Annotated in this window: 16 protein-coding genes; 2 read left to right on the forward strand and 14 right to left on the reverse strand. The window is 62.7% G+C overall.

The genetic code is table 11. The features are described from left to right. Positions 1-86: 86 nt before the first annotated feature. The 4 genes from ACIPVK_RS20080 to ACIPVK_RS20095 all read right to left on the reverse strand — a co-directional run bounded on the left by ACIPVK_RS20080 (position 87) and on the right by ACIPVK_RS20095 (position 3,513). Complete coding sequence (locus tag ACIPVK_RS20080) at positions 87-452, reverse strand: hypothetical protein (RefSeq protein ID WP_407613753.1); 366 nt, start codon at positions 450-452, stop codon at positions 87-89. Positions 453-677: 225 nt separating this feature from the next. Next, the gene (locus ACIPVK_RS20085) at positions 678-1,457 is read right to left on the reverse strand and encodes a carbon-nitrogen hydrolase family protein (RefSeq protein WP_407613754.1); all 780 of its coding nucleotides are present in this window, start codon (positions 1,455-1,457) and stop codon (positions 678-680) included. Positions 1,458-1,695: 238 nt separating this feature from the next. Further along, positions 1,696-2,985, reverse strand: coding sequence for an adenylosuccinate synthase (locus ACIPVK_RS20090; protein WP_407613755.1), 1,290 nt, complete (start codon positions 2,983-2,985; stop codon positions 1,696-1,698). 168 nt (positions 2,986-3,153) lie between these two features. Continuing rightward, positions 3,154-3,513: a hypothetical protein gene (locus ACIPVK_RS20095; protein WP_407613756.1), complete on the reverse strand. Its 360-nt coding sequence runs from the start codon at positions 3,511-3,513 to the stop codon at positions 3,154-3,156. A gap of 154 nt (positions 3,514-3,667) precedes the next feature. Between ACIPVK_RS20095 and ACIPVK_RS20100 the strand changes: the two genes are divergently transcribed. Further along, positions 3,668-4,237, forward strand: a complete 570-nt coding sequence (locus tag ACIPVK_RS20100) for a TetR family transcriptional regulator (RefSeq protein ID WP_407613757.1) — start codon at positions 3,668-3,670, stop codon at positions 4,235-4,237. Here the strand turns inward: ACIPVK_RS20100 and ACIPVK_RS20105 are convergent. The 3 genes from ACIPVK_RS20105 to kynU all read right to left on the reverse strand — a co-directional run bounded on the left by ACIPVK_RS20105 (position 4,234) and on the right by kynU (position 7,859). Then, positions 4,234-4,860 carry a thymidine kinase gene (locus ACIPVK_RS20105; protein ID WP_407613758.1) on the reverse strand — a complete coding sequence of 209 codons (627 nt, stop codon included), beginning with the start codon at positions 4,858-4,860 and terminating at the stop codon, positions 4,234-4,236. The two genes, ACIPVK_RS20100 and ACIPVK_RS20105, sit on opposite strands and share 4 nt — an antisense overlap. Positions 4,861-5,029: 169 nt before the next feature. After that, positions 5,030-6,433, reverse strand: a complete 1,404-nt coding sequence (locus ACIPVK_RS20110) for an amino acid permease (protein ID WP_407613759.1) — start codon at positions 6,431-6,433, stop codon at positions 5,030-5,032. Positions 6,434-6,569: 136 nt separating this feature from the next. Further along, positions 6,570-7,859 (reverse strand): kynureninase, encoded by a 1,290-nt coding sequence (gene kynU / locus ACIPVK_RS20115; protein ID WP_407613760.1) that lies wholly within the window; start codon positions 7,857-7,859, stop codon positions 6,570-6,572. Positions 7,860-7,999: 140 nt separating this feature from the next. Between kynU and ACIPVK_RS20120 the strand changes: the two genes are divergently transcribed. Next, positions 8,000-8,494 (forward strand): Lrp/AsnC family transcriptional regulator, encoded by a 495-nt coding sequence (locus tag ACIPVK_RS20120; protein WP_407613761.1) that lies wholly within the window; start codon positions 8,000-8,002, stop codon positions 8,492-8,494. 29 nt (positions 8,495-8,523) lie between these two features. On the opposite strand, the gene ACIPVK_RS20125 is transcribed toward ACIPVK_RS20120, so the two are convergent. From ACIPVK_RS20125 to ACIPVK_RS20155, 7 genes are all read right to left on the reverse strand, one after another. Next, the gene (locus ACIPVK_RS20125) at positions 8,524-8,952 is read right to left on the reverse strand and encodes an SRPBCC family protein (protein ID WP_407613762.1); all 429 of its coding nucleotides are present in this window, start codon (positions 8,950-8,952) and stop codon (positions 8,524-8,526) included. Positions 8,953-8,990: 38 nt separating this feature from the next. Then, positions 8,991-10,187 (reverse strand): LPXTG cell wall anchor domain-containing protein, encoded by a 1,197-nt coding sequence (locus ACIPVK_RS20130; RefSeq protein WP_407613763.1) that lies wholly within the window; start codon positions 10,185-10,187, stop codon positions 8,991-8,993. A gap of 261 nt (positions 10,188-10,448) precedes the next feature. Next, complete coding sequence (locus ACIPVK_RS20135; RefSeq protein WP_407613764.1) at positions 10,449-11,153, reverse strand: DUF6966 domain-containing protein; 705 nt, start codon at positions 11,151-11,153, stop codon at positions 10,449-10,451. A 184-nt stretch (positions 11,154-11,337) separates the two neighbouring features. Then, positions 11,338-11,583 (reverse strand): hypothetical protein, encoded by a 246-nt coding sequence (locus ACIPVK_RS20140; protein WP_407613765.1) that lies wholly within the window; start codon positions 11,581-11,583, stop codon positions 11,338-11,340. After that, a complete protein-coding gene (locus ACIPVK_RS20145) occupies positions 11,580-12,377 on the reverse strand; it encodes a hypothetical protein (RefSeq protein WP_407613766.1) in 798 nt (265 codons plus the stop codon). Before ACIPVK_RS20145 ends, ACIPVK_RS20140 begins: the two co-directional genes overlap by 4 nt. Before the next feature lie 107 nt (positions 12,378-12,484). Continuing rightward, the gene (locus ACIPVK_RS20150) at positions 12,485-13,288 is read right to left on the reverse strand and encodes a hypothetical protein (protein WP_407613767.1); all 804 of its coding nucleotides are present in this window, start codon (positions 13,286-13,288) and stop codon (positions 12,485-12,487) included. A gap of 8 nt (positions 13,289-13,296) precedes the next feature. Next, the coding region (locus ACIPVK_RS20155; RefSeq protein WP_407613768.1) for an RHS repeat-associated core domain-containing protein at positions 13,297-17,152 on the reverse strand (3,856 nt) is incomplete at its 5' end.

Below are 17,152 nucleotides of genomic sequence, written 5' to 3' on the forward strand. Positions count from 1 at the left end.
ACCCTTCGTCATTGGCGGGAACCCGCGGGATCGCCCGCCCGGCTCCATGTGCCTGCCCGACGCTCAGCGGCGGACCGTGGTTGTCATTACCACTCGGTGTCGTCCTCGTCGTCGGCCTCGGAGATCCCGAGGTCCGGCTGCTGGTTTGAATCGAACTCGGCCCAAGCCTCGGCAAAGCCGAGGATGTCCTCGAGCGCCTCTTCCTCGTCGTCGTCCAACAACTCCAGGGCCTCGGGGGTGTCGAGGATGATTCCGATCGCCGAGGCAGGGTGTTCCTCGAAGTAGTCGATCGGCGAGTAGTCGGCGTTGAAGGTCATGTCCTTGCTCTGCCCATACAGTTCAATGAAGGCCCGCACCGCCTTTGGCACACGGGCCAGGTCCAGGCCGGACAATGAGTCGTTGTAGGCCTGCGCCGCTGCCTCGGCCCATTCCTCGATAATGGCTTCATTCATTTGTGTATCGGTATTGCCCACTGCCCTGTCCTGCCTAATCGGAATTACATCGAGCACCAATAGTAATGGGCGGAAGCCGAAGCGTACATGCCCAAAAATGTGAAATTCGTTGGGCTAATACGGGCGCATCGGCAGCACCGATCCGTCGCTCCCCGGAACAGGCAAAAGGGAACCCGCGCGGGCACCTGGGCGGCACCTGCACGGGTTCCCCGGAGGATCCCCTGGTTACAGCCGGCGGTTGGCCAGCACCGGCAGGAACTCGCGCACCTCGTCGATACGCCGGCGAGTGACATCCGTGGTCACCAGGCCCTCGGCGTCGTCGCCCAGGTACTCGATCGGCATGCCCATGGGATCCAGGATCGCGGAGTGGCCGATGGTGTGGCTCGAGCTGGTTCCGGCGGCAGCCACCCACACCGTGTTCTCGATCGCCCGGGCCCGCAACAGGGTTTCCCAGTGCTCGATCTTGTGCTCCCCCTTGAACCAGGCGGCCGCGACCAGCAGCAGCTCGGCGCCCTCGTTGACCAGCCTCCGGGCGATTTCCGGGAAGCGCAGGTCATAGCAGGTGAACACGCCGACCTTCATGCCGGCGATCTCGAAGACGGGGACCTCGGCAACGTCCCCGGCCTTGATCGACTTGGATTCCTGGTAGGAGAAGGCGTCGTAGAGGTGGATCTTGCGGTACGTGCCCAGGATCTTCCCGTCCTCCCCCAACGCGACCAGGGTGTTGTAGGGCCGCTCGTCTCCGCTCTGCTCGTAGCCGCCGGCCACGATGGCCACCCGGTGTTCCGCGGCCATGAGGGAGAGCCGCTGGACGAACTTGGACCAGTTCCCCTCGATGGCGGCGTTCAGCGGGCCCGTCACCTGGGAAACAGCGAGCATGGCCTCTTCGGGAAACAGCACCAGATCGGCGTCCTCGGCCTTCGCCTTGGCAACCAGTCGTTCCATGGTTTCCAAGTTGTCGGCGACCGACCCGGTGGGGGCAAATTGACCAACGCTGACCTTCATGGCGATTCCCTTCTTCGCGGATTGCTTCCACCCAGCCTAACGACAATCACCCATCCGGTGGATCAGCTGCACCGATTTGTGCCCCGGCCCCGGGATTGTGACGGCAAAACACCCTAACGCATGGCTGTGCCGAACTCCGGCGCGGGTCGGGCCACGTCCCCCGGACATGGCAAGGGCGCGGTGCCGGCCGGTTCAATTGAACCCGGCCCGCACCGCGCCCTCGCGCGTGTCTTGACGGTCAGTCGTTGATCAAGTCGTGGCGGACGATCGTCTGCTCACGGTCCGGTCCCACGCCAATGGCGGAGAAGCGGGTGCCGCTCATGGCTTCGAGCGCCAACACGTAGTCGCGGGCGTTCTTGGGCAGGTCTTCGAGCGTGCGGGCGCCGGTGATGTCCTCGGTCCAGCCGTCGAAGTACTCGAAGATCGGCTTGGCGTGGTGGAAGTCGGTCTGCGTCATCGGCATTTCGTCGTGGCGCACCCCGTCCACGTCGTAGGCCACGCACACCGGGATCTTCTCGATGTTGGTCAGCACGTCGAGCTTGGTGACGAAGTAGTCGGTGAAGCCGTTCACGCGCGAGGCGTGGCGGGCCAGGACCGCGTCGTACCAGCCGCAGCGGCGCGGGCGGCCGGTGTTCACACCGAACTCGCCACCGGTCTTCTGCAGGTATTCGCCCATCTCGTCAAAGAGCTCGGTGGGGAACGGACCTGCGCCCACGCGGGTGGTGTAGGCCTTGATGATTCCGATCGATCGGCTGATGCGGGTCGGGCCGATGCCCGAGCCGACCGACGCGCCGCCGGCGGTCGGGTTCGAGGACGTCACGAACGGGTAGGTGCCATGGTCAACGTCCAGGAACGTGGCCTGGCCGCCTTCCATGAGCACGACCTTGCCTGCGTCCAGCGCGTTGTTCAGCTCGAGGGTCGCATCGATGACCAGCGGGCGCAGGCGCTCGGCGTAGGAGAGGAAGTACTCGACGATTTCGTCGATCTCGACGCTGCGGCGGTTGTAGACCTTGACCAGCAGCTCGTTCTTCTGGCGCAGTGCGCCCTCGACCTTCTGGCGCAGGATGGATTCGTCGAAGACATCCTGCACGCGGATGCCCAGGCGCCCGATCTTGTCCATGTAGGCCGGGCCGATGCCGCGTCCGGTGGTGCCGATGGCGCGCTTGCCCAGGAAGCGTTCGGTGACCTTGTCCATGGTCTGGTGGTACGGGGCCACCAGGTGCGCGTTGGCCGAAACCCGCAGCTTCGAGGTGTCCGCACCGCGTGCCTGCAGGCCCTCGATTTCCTCGAAGAGTGCCTCGAGGTTGACCACACAGCCGTTGCCGATGATCGGGATTGCGTTTGGCGAAAGAATACCGGCGGGAAGGAGCTTGAGCTCATACTTTTCACCGCCAACGACAACTGTGTGACCCGCGTTGTTTCCGCCGTTTGGCTTTACAACGTAGTCAACCTGGCCACCCAATAGGTCAGTGGCCTTACCCTTGCCTTCGTCGCCCCACTGGGCGCCGACGATCACGATTGCTGGCATGGGATCCTCCCCCTTGCTCGATTCAGCGCGGCCGGCAAAAATGCCGGGTCCCGGCGGTGCCGGGCGCAGAAATGCCCCTCGCTCTTCGATTGGCCCAAGCAGGATCAGGAAGAACAGTAAGGGGCTCTTACGTCACGAGTTTACCCGATACAGCATCAATGGGTTGATTTATGCCTCCCTGGGCTGGTCTTCGGCCTCAATCGCCGCAGACAATGCGGCCCGTGCCAGCCTTTCCCAGTGCTCCATCGAACTTTCGGGAACCGACACCCAGTCCCGGAAGGGCCGTCCCTGGCCCGAGGGGTCGAAAAGACCGGCCCCGGGATAGGCCAGTGCGGTGTGCATGGCCTCGCTTTCGCGCCCCACCTTGAATCCCATGGTGTCCTCGAGCAGGCAGGCGATGGCCTTGGATTCATACTTCAAGGCGTCCTTGCCAAACATCTTTCCGGCAGCCACTCCCTCACCGAGCAAGGCCCGGGTGAGCCGCTGAAACTCGTTCATGGCCTCTGGTGTAGGAAATTGCATACTCATGCCCCAATCAAACCCCGCAACAGCCCCTTCCGTCGAGGGATCGGGGAAAAGACTTTTGGCGATTGCCGATCCTGCCTGTTGGCGCCGGAGATGATGACGCGGGGGAAACGCCCCGTATTCAGACTTGCTTGGGGTGCCGCCTAGACTGGGAGCCATGGCCCTGACGCGTGAACAACTCATTGATGCCGCCGTGGGCGTGCTCTCCGAGTTTGGCCTGGCCGACCTGTCCATGCGCCGGCTGGCCCGGGAACTCGATGTTCAGGTCGGGGCCCTGTATTGGCACGTGAAGTCGAAGCAGGAACTGCTCGTGGACGTTGCTGCAAGGCTTCTTGACGCGGTGCCCCGGCCGGACTCCCCCACCCCGGCACTGGCACCGATGGCCATTGCCGCCCTGCTGCGCCAGCTTCGCACGGCGCTGATCACGGTTCCGGACTCGGCGGAGGTCATGCAGCTTGCCCAATCCATGCGTCCCGAGTCCTTGGACCCGTTGGGCTGGCTCCTGGATTTCCTGCGGATCGCGGGCGTCCCGGAGAGCGATGCCACCTACGCCCGGCACGTGCTGGTCAATCATTTGCTGGGGTCGATCGGCGCACACCAGGAGGCGCTGGCATTGGCCGCAGGCACCGAACCCTCCGAGGCCTCGTCCACCTGGGGCGACGAGGCATTCGACTACGGTGTTCGGGTGATCCTGCGAGGGATGACCCTGGAGCGCATCGCCGGTTAGCTGCCCAGGCGCCCGTTCGAGGCTTCCAGGTAGCAAGCCCCGCAGAGGGATTCGTACCAAACCTCGTCCCCGTCGATGGCCACCTGATCTCCGTCGAAGATGATCTCGGTGCCGATCCGGCGGGTGTTGAACACCGCCTTCTTTCCGCAGCGGCAAATCGTCTTGAGCTCCTCAAGGCTGTGGGCGATTTCCAGCAGGCGCCGCGACCCGGGGAAGGCATGGGTGCGGAAATCCGAGCGGATCCCGTAGGCCAGCACCGGGACGTTGTCCAGGATGGCAATGCGAAACAGGTCATTGACCTGCTCGGGCGTCAGGAACTGCGCCTCGTCCACCAGCAGGCAGGCCACCGGCGGCGCGTCCACGTGCTGCAGCAAGGCATCCGGGTCGTTCCCGGCGACCTTCGACGCAAAGAGTTCCCGGACATTCGCGGACGGAGGGATGAGGAAATCCACGTCGCGGCTCATGCCGAGGCGGGAAACGATTCCCGAGTCGCCCTTGGTGTCGATCCCCGGTTTCGCCAAGAGGACGCGCTGTCCGCGCTCCTCGTAGTTGAACGCGGTCTGGAGAAGTCCCGTGGACTTGCCGGAATTCATTGCCCCATAGCGGAAATACAGCTTCGCCACATCGTTCCTTTCGAGTTGGACACCGTGGACGATTCTATGCGTATCGGAGCGTCTGTCCCTTGCGGCCCCGCGTTTCCGACGAGAATGCCCGGCACCGCGGGAAGGCCGCATCAGCGCACCGTCCGGCGTTGCCGGGCATCTTCACCGGGAGCAGGAAATCACTTGTGAGTTATGCCAAGTCCCCCACGGCAGCAGCTTCCCGGTGCTCCTCCACGGCAGGGATCATTCGCTTGCGCAGCAGGAAATAGAGTGCCGCAACCACCAGCGCGAAAGGGAGGCCGAATATCAGTGTCATCTTGAATTCCTGGGTAAACAGCGTGGTGACCAGGAGGGCCGCCATCAGCAATGCGCCCAGCAGCGAACCCAGCGGATAGAAGGGCAGTTTGTAGGAAAGTACCTCGCCGCTGCGCTTATGGTGACGACGGAAAAACAGGTGGGTGACGAAGATCAGCATCCACGTGGCCATGGCACCAAACATGGACAAGGCCATCATCACGGTGAATCCCGTTTCGGGATTGGCGGCATAGATCAGCGTCGCCACCGCGATGCCTCCGGCCGAAAGCAGCAGTGCATTGACCGGGGCGCCGTTCTTGCGCACCTTTCCGAACACCCTCGGGGCGTGGCCACCGCGCGAGAGGGAAAACATCATGCGGGTGGAGATGTAGAGCTGCGAGTTCATGGCCGACAAAGCCGCCACGATGACCACGAAGTTCAGGATGGAATCGGCGTAGGGGATGCCGATGACCTTCATGACCGTGACAAACGGACTGCCGCCTTCAAGGATCTTGCCCACCGGCGCGATGGCAAGAATCAAGGAGAGGGTCAGGATGTAGAAGAGGAAGAGGCGCAACAAGGTGACCTTGAAGGCCTTCTTGACCGCCACCTCCGGCTCCTTGGCCTCGCCGGCTGCCACCGCGATCATTTCGATGCTCAGGTAGGAAAAGATCGCCACAATCACGGCAAACCACACTCCCTTTGCACCGCCCAGGAAGAAGCCGCCGTCCGCGTTGTAGTTCTGCATGCCGAAGTCCGGGTTCGATCCACCAAAAACCAGTGCCGCGGCAACAACGATGAATCCCACAATGGCGAAGACCTTGGTTGCGGAGAACCAGTATTCGAGGGTGCCGAAGGCCTTGACGTTGAACATGTTGACGCCGATGAGCAACGCGGAGAATCCGAGGACCCAAGCAATCGGTGGAACCGAGGGGAACCACATCTGCATGTAGTCGCCTACCGCAGTGACTTCCGTTCCCACTGCCAGCACGATGCACGACCAGTACAGGTACTTGATCATGAATCCGGCAAACGGGCTGATGTAGTGCTCCGCGAAGGCGCCGAAGGACCCGGTGGTCGCGTGGGCAACCGTCATCTCCGAGAGGGCGCCCATGAGAAGCAGGGCAATCAAGCCGCCAATGACATAGCTGATGATGACGCTGGGACCGGCAAAGGAGATGGCAAACTTGCTGCCCAGGAAAAGACCTGTGCCGATGGCGCCGCCCAGGGCAATCATGCCCAGCTGGCGGGACGTCAGCTGCCGGGACAAGCCGCCTTCTCGTTTTTTGATGTTATCCAACGACGAGCTCATAAGTATCCTCGAATCATTGTGTGCGAGTGAAGCAGTGCAGTTGTTTTTGGGTACGACAAACCCGTGGGCGGTCCGGGTTTTCGCCAGACCGCCCACCAGGCAGGTTGGTAGGGCTGTTGCCCTCTTAGGTGACGGCTTGGCGCGTGCGGTAGGCGGGGACGTCCCAGGCACGGGTTTCCAGGATGTCGCGCAGGATTTCGACCGCATCCCAGATGTCCGTGTAGGAAAGGTAGAGCGGCGTGAGACCGAACCGCAGCACCTCTGGCTCTCGGTAATCGCCGATGACGCCCCGGTCGATCAACGCCTGGATGATGGAGTATCCCTCGGGGTGGCGGAAGCTGACGTGGCTCCCGCGTTCGGCGTGGTTCTCGGGCGTCACCAGCTCGAGGCCGAATTCACCGCAGCGCTCGCGCACCAGTGCGATGAACACGTCTGCCAGTGCGAGCGACTTGGCCCGCACCAGGCCCATGTCGGCTTCCAATGACACATCCAGCCCGCATTCGACCATGGCCATGGACGTGATCGGCTGGGTTCCGCACAGGAAGCGGCGAACATCGCTGGCGGCCGTGTAGCTGTCGGACATCGCAAACGGCGCCTCGTGGGACCACCAACCGGTCAAGGGCTGCCAGAAGCGGCCCTGGTGGCGCGCATTGACCCAAATGAAGGCCGGGGAGCCCGGCCCGCCGTTGAGGTATTTGTAGGTGCAGCCAACCGCATAGTCGGCGTTGGCCCCGTTGAGGTCCACCGGGACGGCGCCTGCCGCGTGGGCAAGGTCCCAGATCACCAGCGCACCGGATTCATGGGCGGCCGCGGTGACGGCGTCCATGTCCCACATGGCGCCGGTGCGGTAATTGACGTGCGACAGGGCGAGCACCGCGACGGAATCATCGAGCGCCTGTTCCAGCGTCAGGTTCTCGTCAATGAGGCGCACCTCGTAGTGCTCGTTGGTTTCGGCGTTGACCGAGTTCAGGAAATCGCTGATGCCCTCGGCAATGTAGATGTCGGTAGGGAAGTTGTCCCGTTCGGTCAGGATGACCCGGCGGGCCGGCGCGTCCTGCTGCTGGATGCGCACCGCCGAGGCGAGTGCCTTGAACAAGTTCAGGCTGGTCGTGTCCGTGACGACGGTTTCGCCGTCGTTTCCGCCGATGAGTTTCGAGAGTTTGTCCCCAAGCCGGCTGGGCAGCTCGAACCACCCAGAGGTGTTCCAGGAACGGATCAGGCCCTGGCCCCACTCGTTGTTGATGACTTCAGCTGCCCGTTCGGCTGCACCGTGCGGAAGGGGGCCCAACGAGTTTCCATCGAGGTAGATCAGCCCTTCGGGAAGTGAGAATCGCTCACGAAAGCCGGCGAGGCCATCAATCTTGTCTGCTTCCTGCAAGCTCGCGCGATCGGTGGGAAGGGTGGGCGTACTCATTGGCTATGGGCCTTTCCTGGCGCATCGTGGATCTTCGACGCAAATAAAAAATACATGATATCGACGCACCCCATCATAGAATTATCAGTCGGCAACTTGATAGCGTTCTGAATAAATGCTCAAACCTACAGGAGATTCTCGTGCTGAATTCGAAATCCATCAAGAATCACCACAGTCAGCAGAACGCGGTTCGGCTCGATGACATCGACTTGGTTATCTTGCGGGAACTGGGCAGGGATGCACGTACGCCCAACAACTTGCTGGCATCGCGTGCCGGGATTGCCCCCTCGACATGCCTGGGGCGCGTTCGAGCGTTGCAGGAGTCGGGGGTGATACGCGGTTTCCACGCCGACATCGACCCCATGATGCTCGGCCTGCGAATCACGGCGATGATTTCAGTAATGGTGCACCCGGAATCGCGCAACGCCATGCTTGATTCAGCCCAGGCCTTGCGGGCGCTTCCAGGGGTGCAGGACGTGTTTGTGCTCGGCGGAACACCTGACATCTTGGTTCATGTCGTCAGCGACTCCATCGAGACACTGCGCGATTTCGTGGCCGAGCACCTGGGCTCCAATCCCACTTTCTCCTCGACGCAAACAAACATCGTCTTCGAGCATCTCTCGCCGGCTGGCTAAGCAAGTCGATACTCCGTCGGAATCCGGGGCTAAGGCGCGGCTTCCGCATAGGCACGCAATGATTTCAAGGTGTCAGCTTCGGAACGGGCAATCGCCGCCAGGAGATCCCCGACTTCGTTCCGAAGTTTTTTGGCCGCTTCCACGTTGATGACTAGTCGCACCCGGGTCTGCCCGGAATCCCTGGCGAGCGCGTATCGATAGTGCACGCTGATGTCCCCGCCGCCGGAAGTGAGGGTGATGGCCTTCTCATCGACCAACTCCGTGATGAGCAGCTGCCGTTCGTGGGTTCCGGAGCGGTAATCGATTACAGCTCCGGGGCTCGTAAGCTGCTCGGCTTCCATCGAATCGACTCCCGGCATCCATTTTGGGGCGGCCACCCAGTCGGTAAGCAGTTCCCACACACGTGCCACCGAGAGGTGAATCAGCTCCTGGGTATCCAAAGCCTGAAACTGTGTCATAGCCGAATCGTGTCACGCCGCGGCGCAAAATGAAACGTCTACCGGCCCTTTTGCCTCCGGCGCATGCCCAGGGTCAAGACGCCGCCCAAGAGCAGTGCAACACCGACACCGCCAATTAAGAGGGTGCCGTCGCTGCCCGTATTTGCCAGCTCTTGCTTTTGGAAATCAACGATGGGCTTGGCGAGGGCCTGGGCGACGGGCTTCTGTTGAACGACGGGCTTGGCGACTGTCGCGGCGGGCTTGATTTCGGGGCTCGGCTTTTGCGGCTGTTCGGTTGGCGTGCTTGGTTCCGGTGAATCCGGTTCAGTCAAGCCCCATTCGCCTATTCCGGCCATGATCCCGTCGTAAGCTTCCTGCGCCCACTCCGGGTTATCCGGGAAAAGCTCATTGAGGTAATCCCACAGCTCGTCAAGGTAGGACTCGTCCCCGGTGTTCGCAAAATCCGTCAGGATTTCAACGATCGTCTGGAGTTCAGGCGATTCCATCCTGGCGTTGTTGTATTCATCGATGAAGGTCTTGCCATCGTCCGAGTCCAGGAATTCATTCCACTGGTTCTCGTCCCAGGCCTCGGAGCCTTCCGGCATCGCGATGGTCGGGAACCACGCCGGAACTTCTAATTCGTCGGCAGATTCCTCGATGATCAGTGGCGAATTCGCCTCCTCGATTGCCTCCGTCGCATTGTTTCCCTCTGGGTCCCCGGAATCCGTCGTTTCCGTTGGCACGGTTTCCTGATCAGTGTCTTGAATACCTGCGTCCGGCGGTGAATCGATGTCGGCCGGTGCGGAATCGGCCGACCCGGGATCTTCCTCCGCAACGGAATCGTCACCTGCGGCAGCGTCGTAGCTCTCCACAGATGGTGACGGTTTCAGGGCGGCTTCATCGGCGACGTCGGGATCCTCCTTCTCGGTGGCGGATGAATCGACCGCCTCCGGGTTTTCCTGCGAGGTGTCAACTTCGCTCGGCGGCTGACCCGCATCCGTGCCGCCGGTGTCGGCAGCAATAGCCGCGGGTTCCACGACGAGCGGATCGGTCGATTCCTGCCCGTTGTCCTGCACGTCCCCGGCTGCCTGGCCGCTTTCTCCAGTGGCTGTTCCCTCCGTTTGCGCCGGTTGCCCCGGCGCGGTCGTGGCGACCGCAGTGTCCGTGATGGGCAGTGCGTGGGCAGCCACGGGACTTAGCAGCAGGCCCGAAGCCATCGCCGTGCCGAGCAACGCAGAATGAATTCGAGGTGCCATGTCAGTCCTGTCCCAGGGATTGATGCGGTGGAAACAGGAGCCGGTGCCATGTGTCGTTCCCCTTGGCCCGTGCCCTGCAGTCAACATGGAAGGTGCTCCACGTGTCAGATCAACCTATGGCATCGTACGGGTTTCGCCTAGTCACGATTTGGAAACGAATTCAGCACCCACGTAGGGCACGCGCACGGACTATGTGGTTCGGCTTCTCACCAGCCAAGACCCGGAATTTACCTGGCCAATCTCGCTCCGGCAACACCACTGTCACGGGCCAACAGGCGGCCAACCTTCGTGGTCATCTATATCCGCGAGCCCTTGGTGCGCTGCCCCGAGAATGCCCCGCAGCAGGTAGTCAAAATGGCCGTTTTCCTTCTTCAACGGTTTCCCATTGCGGTGAAGGACCAGATCGGTCAGGCTACCGGAGCCTCCAGAGACGTATTGGATGAGCCCCTCATAGATCTCGCGTTTCTCCGACGAGGTTGACGCAGTTCCGAGTTCTTTTGCCTTCTTACGGAATAGGTCCGCCCATTCGGGCCGACCGTGCTCCGTGAGGATTTCTGAGAACTCCTCGATCATGTCAAACAGGGATGTGCCGCCCGAGATGGACTCTCGACCCTTCGCCTTCGCCCGACGAAACCAAAACGACGGCGTCCGTCGCCCGTTGCCGCGAATATTTCGAACGACGATTTCGTACAGCGCGTCTCGTAAATCATCCAGCTCCTGATTGTCTGATTTTGAGATCTCGCCAAACCTGTCAATCACTAGGTCATTGAAGCTGCCCATGCCGCCAAAAAGCGCCCGAACTTGGATTAGGACTTCACGTCTGGACTCCGAATCGCGCGCTTCATTCGCGTGTTGCCCAAGGTGGCTGAAGGTCCGGGACCACTCGGTCTCGTTGTGCAGTCGGAGAAATGCCTCAATCTCCTTGCAAGTATGAACAAGCGCGTTCCATTTCCTGTCAATGGCCACGATCCCAAGCCCTCCACTTCATCTGTCTCCAGTGGCTTTGCCACCATAGAACCTTCGGATCCGCGCCTTTGGGTTTCGAACTATTTGGCAATGTCGCCGGTCCATGTCACGGAACCAGCAGGGAATCTGACTTACAATCTCCGCCTATCTCTAAACGGCAACGCTGTCTCAAAAGTTGACCTGCTCAACCCCAAATCGCTTCGTCGATCCCACTGAGCCAGACCGTCTGAAAACCACGATACCGACACCCCACTGAACGGGCCCAGATGGTCGATTCATCATCAACGGTACGACCAGAAACCGGAAACGCGCCGACGACCAAGGCAATCGCGAGGCCCACAGTCGCCGCAGCGACGGCAAGCACATACTGCATCGGCATAGTAGCCACCACACGGGTAACGGGCGTCAACCGACGCTCACCGGAGATCATGAAGCCAATGGTCTCCGCTCACACACGTCCGTCGAGGCATACCAAGTGAGCCCCGGATCCGCTTGACCCGTGGAGGCGAAATGGCGTGCAGCCGCAACGGCAGGCTCCATGGAGGTCGTCTCCCAGTTCTCGAACGCGCCCTCCAGATCACCTATCACCACCTCGATCTGCCCGAGGTCAGCCCCCGGCGTTGTCATCATGCTCCACAGCCTGTCGTCCGAGGTGTCCGGAGAGAAATAGGCAACCATCGCGCCATCCGCATCCCCACAAAAGTCCATCCGTGCGCTGCCCCGCATCGCGCTGACAAGCGCCCGCTTCTTTCCATCCAGGGCCCTCACGCGCTCTTCGAGGGACTCAGCGGAAGCTGCCGCGTCCTCGGCTAATTTGTGGCCATCCTTCCACTGCACCACAAGCACCCCCGACTTCCTGAGCACCGCCGTTCTCTTCAGGTCGGGGCGGAGGTTGCCTCCCACAATGCTTCCCGCGATCGCGAGCAAGCTCCACGTTAAGCTCGCTTCCCCTCGGGTGCCCTGGAAACCTTGGGTGCTTTCAAGCCAGATTGTTCCAGCAAAGAGAATCACAAAAAATGCAATCACACCGACTAGGCCTCGGGAAAACATGAAGATAAAAAATCCAAAAATGAAAGCAATCAAGCCAAACATTAGAACAACGGAGACATTCGCTTCCCACCACCGGACAGGGATAACAGATCCGGCCACGACGCATATCAGCGCCATCACTAGACCGACCTTGTCAACTTGATTCGATGATTTACGCGGCACCACTAACACCATTCATTTTTCATTCCTAGGCCAACACGACAAGCGCATCCACTCACAATTCGCTGTGCAACGAGGCCCCCGGTGGAAGCCTCCGAAACGACGGGTTCAGCCAGCTAGGCTCAGGATGGCAAAGGCCGCCGGTCAAAAACCTCCGGTGAAACAAACCAAGTCAGCTTAGGATCCGCCGCACCCGTCACCACAAAGTGTCGTGAAGCGGCCAGGGCAGACTCCAGGTTCGTGCACTCCTCGAATGAGAACGATCCCTTGAGATCGCCAAGGACGACATCCGTCCGGCCAGGCTCCGCCCCCGGCGTCGTCAGGAAACTCCAATGGTCATCTTTCCTCGTGTCCGGGGAGAAGTAGACAACCATTGCGCCATGGGAATCACCACAAAAATCCATCCGCGCAGTGCCCCGCAGCGCACTGACCACCGACTGCTTGGATCCGTCGAGGGCACTGATCTTCTGCTCGAGCGTGGCACCGGTTTCCGTACTCGCCTCGAATTGCTTACGCCCGACCTGCCATAGGACACGCAGTCCCGACGATCCTGCGCGCGCCGGACCCCCGGCGTTTTTACGGTCTGTAAGATACCGGAAATGGGCACCAATGATGGCCCCGGCGATACCACTCAGAAGCCATGTCGGCAGTCCAAGAACGAGCGTGCTCTTTATCGAAATGAGCGCTGTCACACAGACAAGGAAACCAAGCACCAAGACCGCGCGGGCTGCATTGGGCGACAACAAGTAGAAGGCGGCGATACCGTACAAAAGCCCTACGACCACGGCGGCCACGACAATGGGCAATGCGGACATGCCTGCGTAACTCAACGTCAATGCGGCAGCCGCCACCGGGGCAACGACGGCGACACCCCACTGAACAGGGTCAGCGCCCTTCAAGTACCAACGCTTCTTTGAATCGCTCATGTGCTTTATTATCCACCTGCCAGCTGTTCGAGACCCCAACGCGAGAGGTCAGCGGCACCTCCGACGCCCGCGCCCGTTCCGGCTGAAGACCATAGCGCTCCTCCGTTGGCCCCGCGGAAAGCCCCGCGAAGTGTACTGGGCTGGAAATACGGCATTTGACGCAGGGTGCTCATCTGGGTCGGTCCCCCGGGCAGTTGCGTGAACCCACCACCCGTAACGGCGCCCCATCCAAGATCAGCGAGAGTCAATTCCTTACCGGAGATGAGGTTATCAATGGTTGTGCCGGACATGCCTCCGCCGGCCCCCACTCCGATTGTCGCCAAACGAGCCCCGAGACTGTTTGCCGTTGATCCGTAAACCTTGGCAATCGACCCGCCGGCGGGTCCTGCAAGTCCCCCAACTGCTCCAGCCACCCCACCTCCAACAACCGAGCCAACAAATTCTCGCGTATTTCGGATTTCGAAGCCGTTTTTTGCCAGGTAGACGAACCCTCCGCCGGCCGATCCAACAGCAGAATTGGTTCCGACATTGACCGCCAGGCTGCCCACAATTCGAGCAGTCGGTGTAGCCGCAGAGAAAGCAGACTTGCTCAGCATGGCAGCCCCGCCGCCCATACCACCAAGCACAGCCACTCCAGCTGTTTGAACCCAATTGACGTCGCCAGTCGTCGCCTTTTGGATAATGGCGTCCGCACCACCGGCCATCAACGCCATTCCGACGGGGCCTCCGACGCCGGTGATCATCAACGCACCGCCGGCAACCACCATGGCTCCACCGGCGACGTACTCCCAGTTTTCTGAAAACCAGTCGCCCGCGGCAGCCATCGCGCCGTTGTTGCCGTCTCGGTACGCCTGCAGCTCCGCTTCGGTCACCGGACGCAGGCCCAACGGATCGATTGCATGCATCGGGTCGTTGCCCGCATACGAATACGGGTTCCCGGCCCAGCCTGACCCCACCACCGGATCCAGCGGATCAACCGACAGGAACCCACGCGTCAAAGGGTCGTAGGCACGGGCACCGAACCAATCCAGCCCAGCCACCTGCAGCCCGCCTGATGCGCCCACGGCCAACCCGGCGGGAAGCCCCGGAAGGGCATCCGCTGCCATGCCCCACGGGCTGCCTGCCTCCGTCGGGTGCGCGCTGCGCCACCCTGCGGAGAGGACGTTACCGCCAATCGCCGTCACGCCGCCGGGCAAGGCCACCACCGACTGGGTGCCGACAGACATCACCCGGGGGGCAACCTCCGCCGAGTCCCACCACACCTCGGAGCCGTTTACGTCCGCCAACTCGCCAAGGGCGTCGACCCACAACTTGCTGCGGTAGGAGGCCCCGGAGGAACCCTCCGTGGCCACGGCGGACAGCCAACCGCGCGGGGACCATTCAAAGGACCGCACCGAGCCATCTGGCTCCACGGTCTCGGTCCGGCGGCCCAGTCCGTCATATGCATATGTACTGGTCCCGGCCCCGTCGATGCGGGATCGCAATTGGCCTGCGGCGTCATAGGCGAGCTCCACGGCGAGGCCGCCAACGGATTCGTCAATCAGGCGGCCGGACAGGTCGTAGCGCCACATGGACACCACGCCGTCCCCACGCTCCGAACGCTCCAGCTGGCACGCCGCGTCGTAGAAGAACCGGGTTTCGATGCCGTTGGCAAGGATGGCGGCGATGCGCCCGTCCCCGTCCCGGCGAATCAGTGTCTCGGTCACACCGTCAACCGTTGTCGTCACGTGGCGCACCAGCGCGCCCTCGGCATAGTCCCAGTTCTGGACCGCATTTCTGGCCACTGCGCCGACCAGGCGTCCGGCGCCATCGCGCTCGTAGGATATCCGTCCAAAGACCGGGTGCTCGACAACCACCACGCGCCCGGCGGCATCATGGACGAACTCGGTGCGCGTCCCCTGCGGGTCCACCATGGCGGTGCGGTTGCCGTCCGCGTCGTACTCCCACGACGGCCCGGCCCCGTTGCGCAGCCGCTCAATGAGCTGCCCGCGGCGGTTGAAGCGCAGAAGCTGCTCGACCTCGGCACCGTCTTCCCGCGTCAGGTCGGCGAGCCGCACGGTGCGGGAGCGTGCATCGCGGTTGATGCGCATCAACGCATGCCCGTCCACGCCCAGGGATACCTGGCGCCCGGCTTCGTCATAGGTCCACTCGGTGCGCCGGCCCTCCGGGTCGCACTGCCACAGCTGTCGGCCTGCCGCGTCGAAGCCCGCGGTCGTCGTCCGGCCCAGCGGATCCGTTTCCGAGACGACCTGGTCGGATTCGTTGTAGGCCCGGCGCGTGGTGGCGCCCAGCGGGTCGGTAATAGTGACCAGGCGTCCTCGCGAGTCGTATTCGTAACGGGTCACCCCGCCCAGGCCGTTGACGGCCTCGGTGAGTTGGCCCGCCGCGTCGTAGCGGAACTTGCGCTGCCCGAACGAGGAATCCACGGCCCGGACCATGCGTCCGGCCAGGTCGTATTCGAAGCGGGAGGTTCCTCGGCCCGGGGTGTAGCGGGAGACAACGCGGCCGACCGCGTCGTATTTCAGGCGCTCGGTTTCGCCTCCCGGGAAGACGCGGGCGACCACGCGGGACTCGGCGTCGTATTCCAGGGTGGTCCGTGCACCGGTCGGGTCGATGCTGGCGGCCGGGCGGCCGGCGGCGTCGAACTCGAAGCGGGTGACGGCCCCGCCTGGGGAACGGTGCTCGATGACCCGGCCCGCGGCGTCGCGGTGCAGCAGGGTCAACCCGCCGTCCGCGTTCACCAGTTCCACCGGGCGGCCGCACGCGTCGTAGGTGGTCAGTTCGGTGCTGCCATCCGCACGCTCAGCGGCCACGGGGCGGCCGAACTCGTCGCAGCGCACGCTGCTGCGCTCGAAGGCGTCCTGGACGGTGACGGTTCCGGCGGCCGTGTCGGCGGTAATCTGTTGCCGCACGCCCGTCGGATCCACCACTGCGGTGAGTTCGCCGTTCTTGTTGTACTCGCGGGACCACGCGTGCCCCGCGGGGTCCGTGACCTGCGTCAGGCGCGCGAGGGCGTCGTGGACGAAGCCCCACTGGGCGCCGTCGGGCAGCTCTACGCCGGACACGTTGCCCAGGTCGTCGAAGCTGCGCGTCACGGCCCGGCCGAGCGGGTCAACGGTCCGGGTGAGTTGGCCGTGGGAGCCGTACTGCATTTCGGTGCGGGCACCGAGCGGATCAGTGACCACGGCCAGGGCGCCGCCGGGTGCGTATTCGAACTTCCACAGTGCCCCGTCCGCGTCCCGGCGGGAGCGCAGCTGGCCGTTGGCGTCATACATGTAGCTGGTGCGTGCCCCGCCGGGGGACACCGCACTCTTGACGCGTCCCGCTGCATCGCGGTGCAGCGTCGCGGTGTCCCCGAAGGCGTTGGTGATGGTGACCAGGTCCCCGCGCTCGTCGTGGCCGAAGCGCACGGCCACGCCGACCGGGTCGACGATCTTCACCAGCAGGCCGTCGAGCCAGTGCATCTGCGTGCGGCCGCCCTCCGGGTCGATGACCACGGAGGGGTTGCGGGAGGAATCGTCGGCGTATTCGTAGGCCACGAGGGCGCCGGACTCAGTCACCACGGTCACCGGCCGGTCGGCGTGGTCGTAGCCGTAGGTGATGTCCGCCCCGCTCGGGGTGCGGGTGCGGACCTTGCGGCCGCGCTGGTCGTAGGCGTGCACGGTGAGCGAACCGTCGCGCTCGGTGACGGAGACCAGGTTGCCGTGCCGGTCATAGCTCATGGACTGGCGCGCGTCGTTGGCGTCGATGACACCTACCAGCCGTCCCCTGGCATCGGCGATCCAGGCGTTGGAGCGGGTCCCGTCCGCGTCGGAGACCACCGTGAGGCGGCCGGGCAGGTAGGCGAACCGGGTGACGCGGCCG

The sequence above is a fragment of the Paeniglutamicibacter sp. MACA_103 genome, assembly GCF_045798555.1.
Classification (GTDB): Bacteria; Actinomycetota; Actinomycetes; order Actinomycetales; family Micrococcaceae; genus Paeniglutamicibacter.

What these genes read in the sequence shown, in the direction of transcription:
- ACIPVK_RS20125 (WP_407613762.1), bottom strand. Translation starts at nt 8,952, where the DNA reads ATGACACAGTTTCAGGCTTTGGATACCCAGGAGCTGATTCACCTCTCG.
- ACIPVK_RS20145 (WP_407613766.1), bottom strand. Translation starts at nt 12,377, where the DNA reads ATGGTGTTAGTGGTGCCGCGTAAATCATCGAATCAAGTTGACAAGGTC.
- ACIPVK_RS20095 (WP_407613756.1), bottom strand. Translation starts at nt 3,513, where the DNA reads ATGAGTATGCAATTTCCTACACCAGAGGCCATGAACGAGTTTCAGCGG.
- ACIPVK_RS20150 (WP_407613767.1), bottom strand. Translation starts at nt 13,288, where the DNA reads ATGAGCGATTCAAAGAAGCGTTGGTACTTGAAGGGCGCTGACCCTGTT.
- ACIPVK_RS20090 (WP_407613755.1), bottom strand. Translation starts at nt 2,985, where the DNA reads ATGCCAGCAATCGTGATCGTCGGCGCCCAGTGGGGCGACGAAGGCAAG.
- ACIPVK_RS20085 (WP_407613754.1), bottom strand. Translation starts at nt 1,457, where the DNA reads ATGAAGGTCAGCGTTGGTCAATTTGCCCCCACCGGGTCGGTCGCCGAC.
- ACIPVK_RS20130 (WP_407613763.1), bottom strand. Translation starts at nt 10,187, where the DNA reads ATGGCACCTCGAATTCATTCTGCGTTGCTCGGCACGGCGATGGCTTCG.
- ACIPVK_RS20100 (WP_407613757.1), top strand. Translation starts at nt 3,668, where the DNA reads ATGGCCCTGACGCGTGAACAACTCATTGATGCCGCCGTGGGCGTGCTC.
- ACIPVK_RS20080 (WP_407613753.1), bottom strand. Translation starts at nt 452, where the DNA reads ATGAATGAAGCCATTATCGAGGAATGGGCCGAGGCAGCGGCGCAGGCC.
- ACIPVK_RS20140 (WP_407613765.1), bottom strand. Translation starts at nt 11,583, where the DNA reads ATGATCTCCGGTGAGCGTCGGTTGACGCCCGTTACCCGTGTGGTGGCT.
- kynU (WP_407613760.1), bottom strand. Translation starts at nt 7,859, where the DNA reads ATGAGTACGCCCACCCTTCCCACCGATCGCGCGAGCTTGCAGGAAGCA.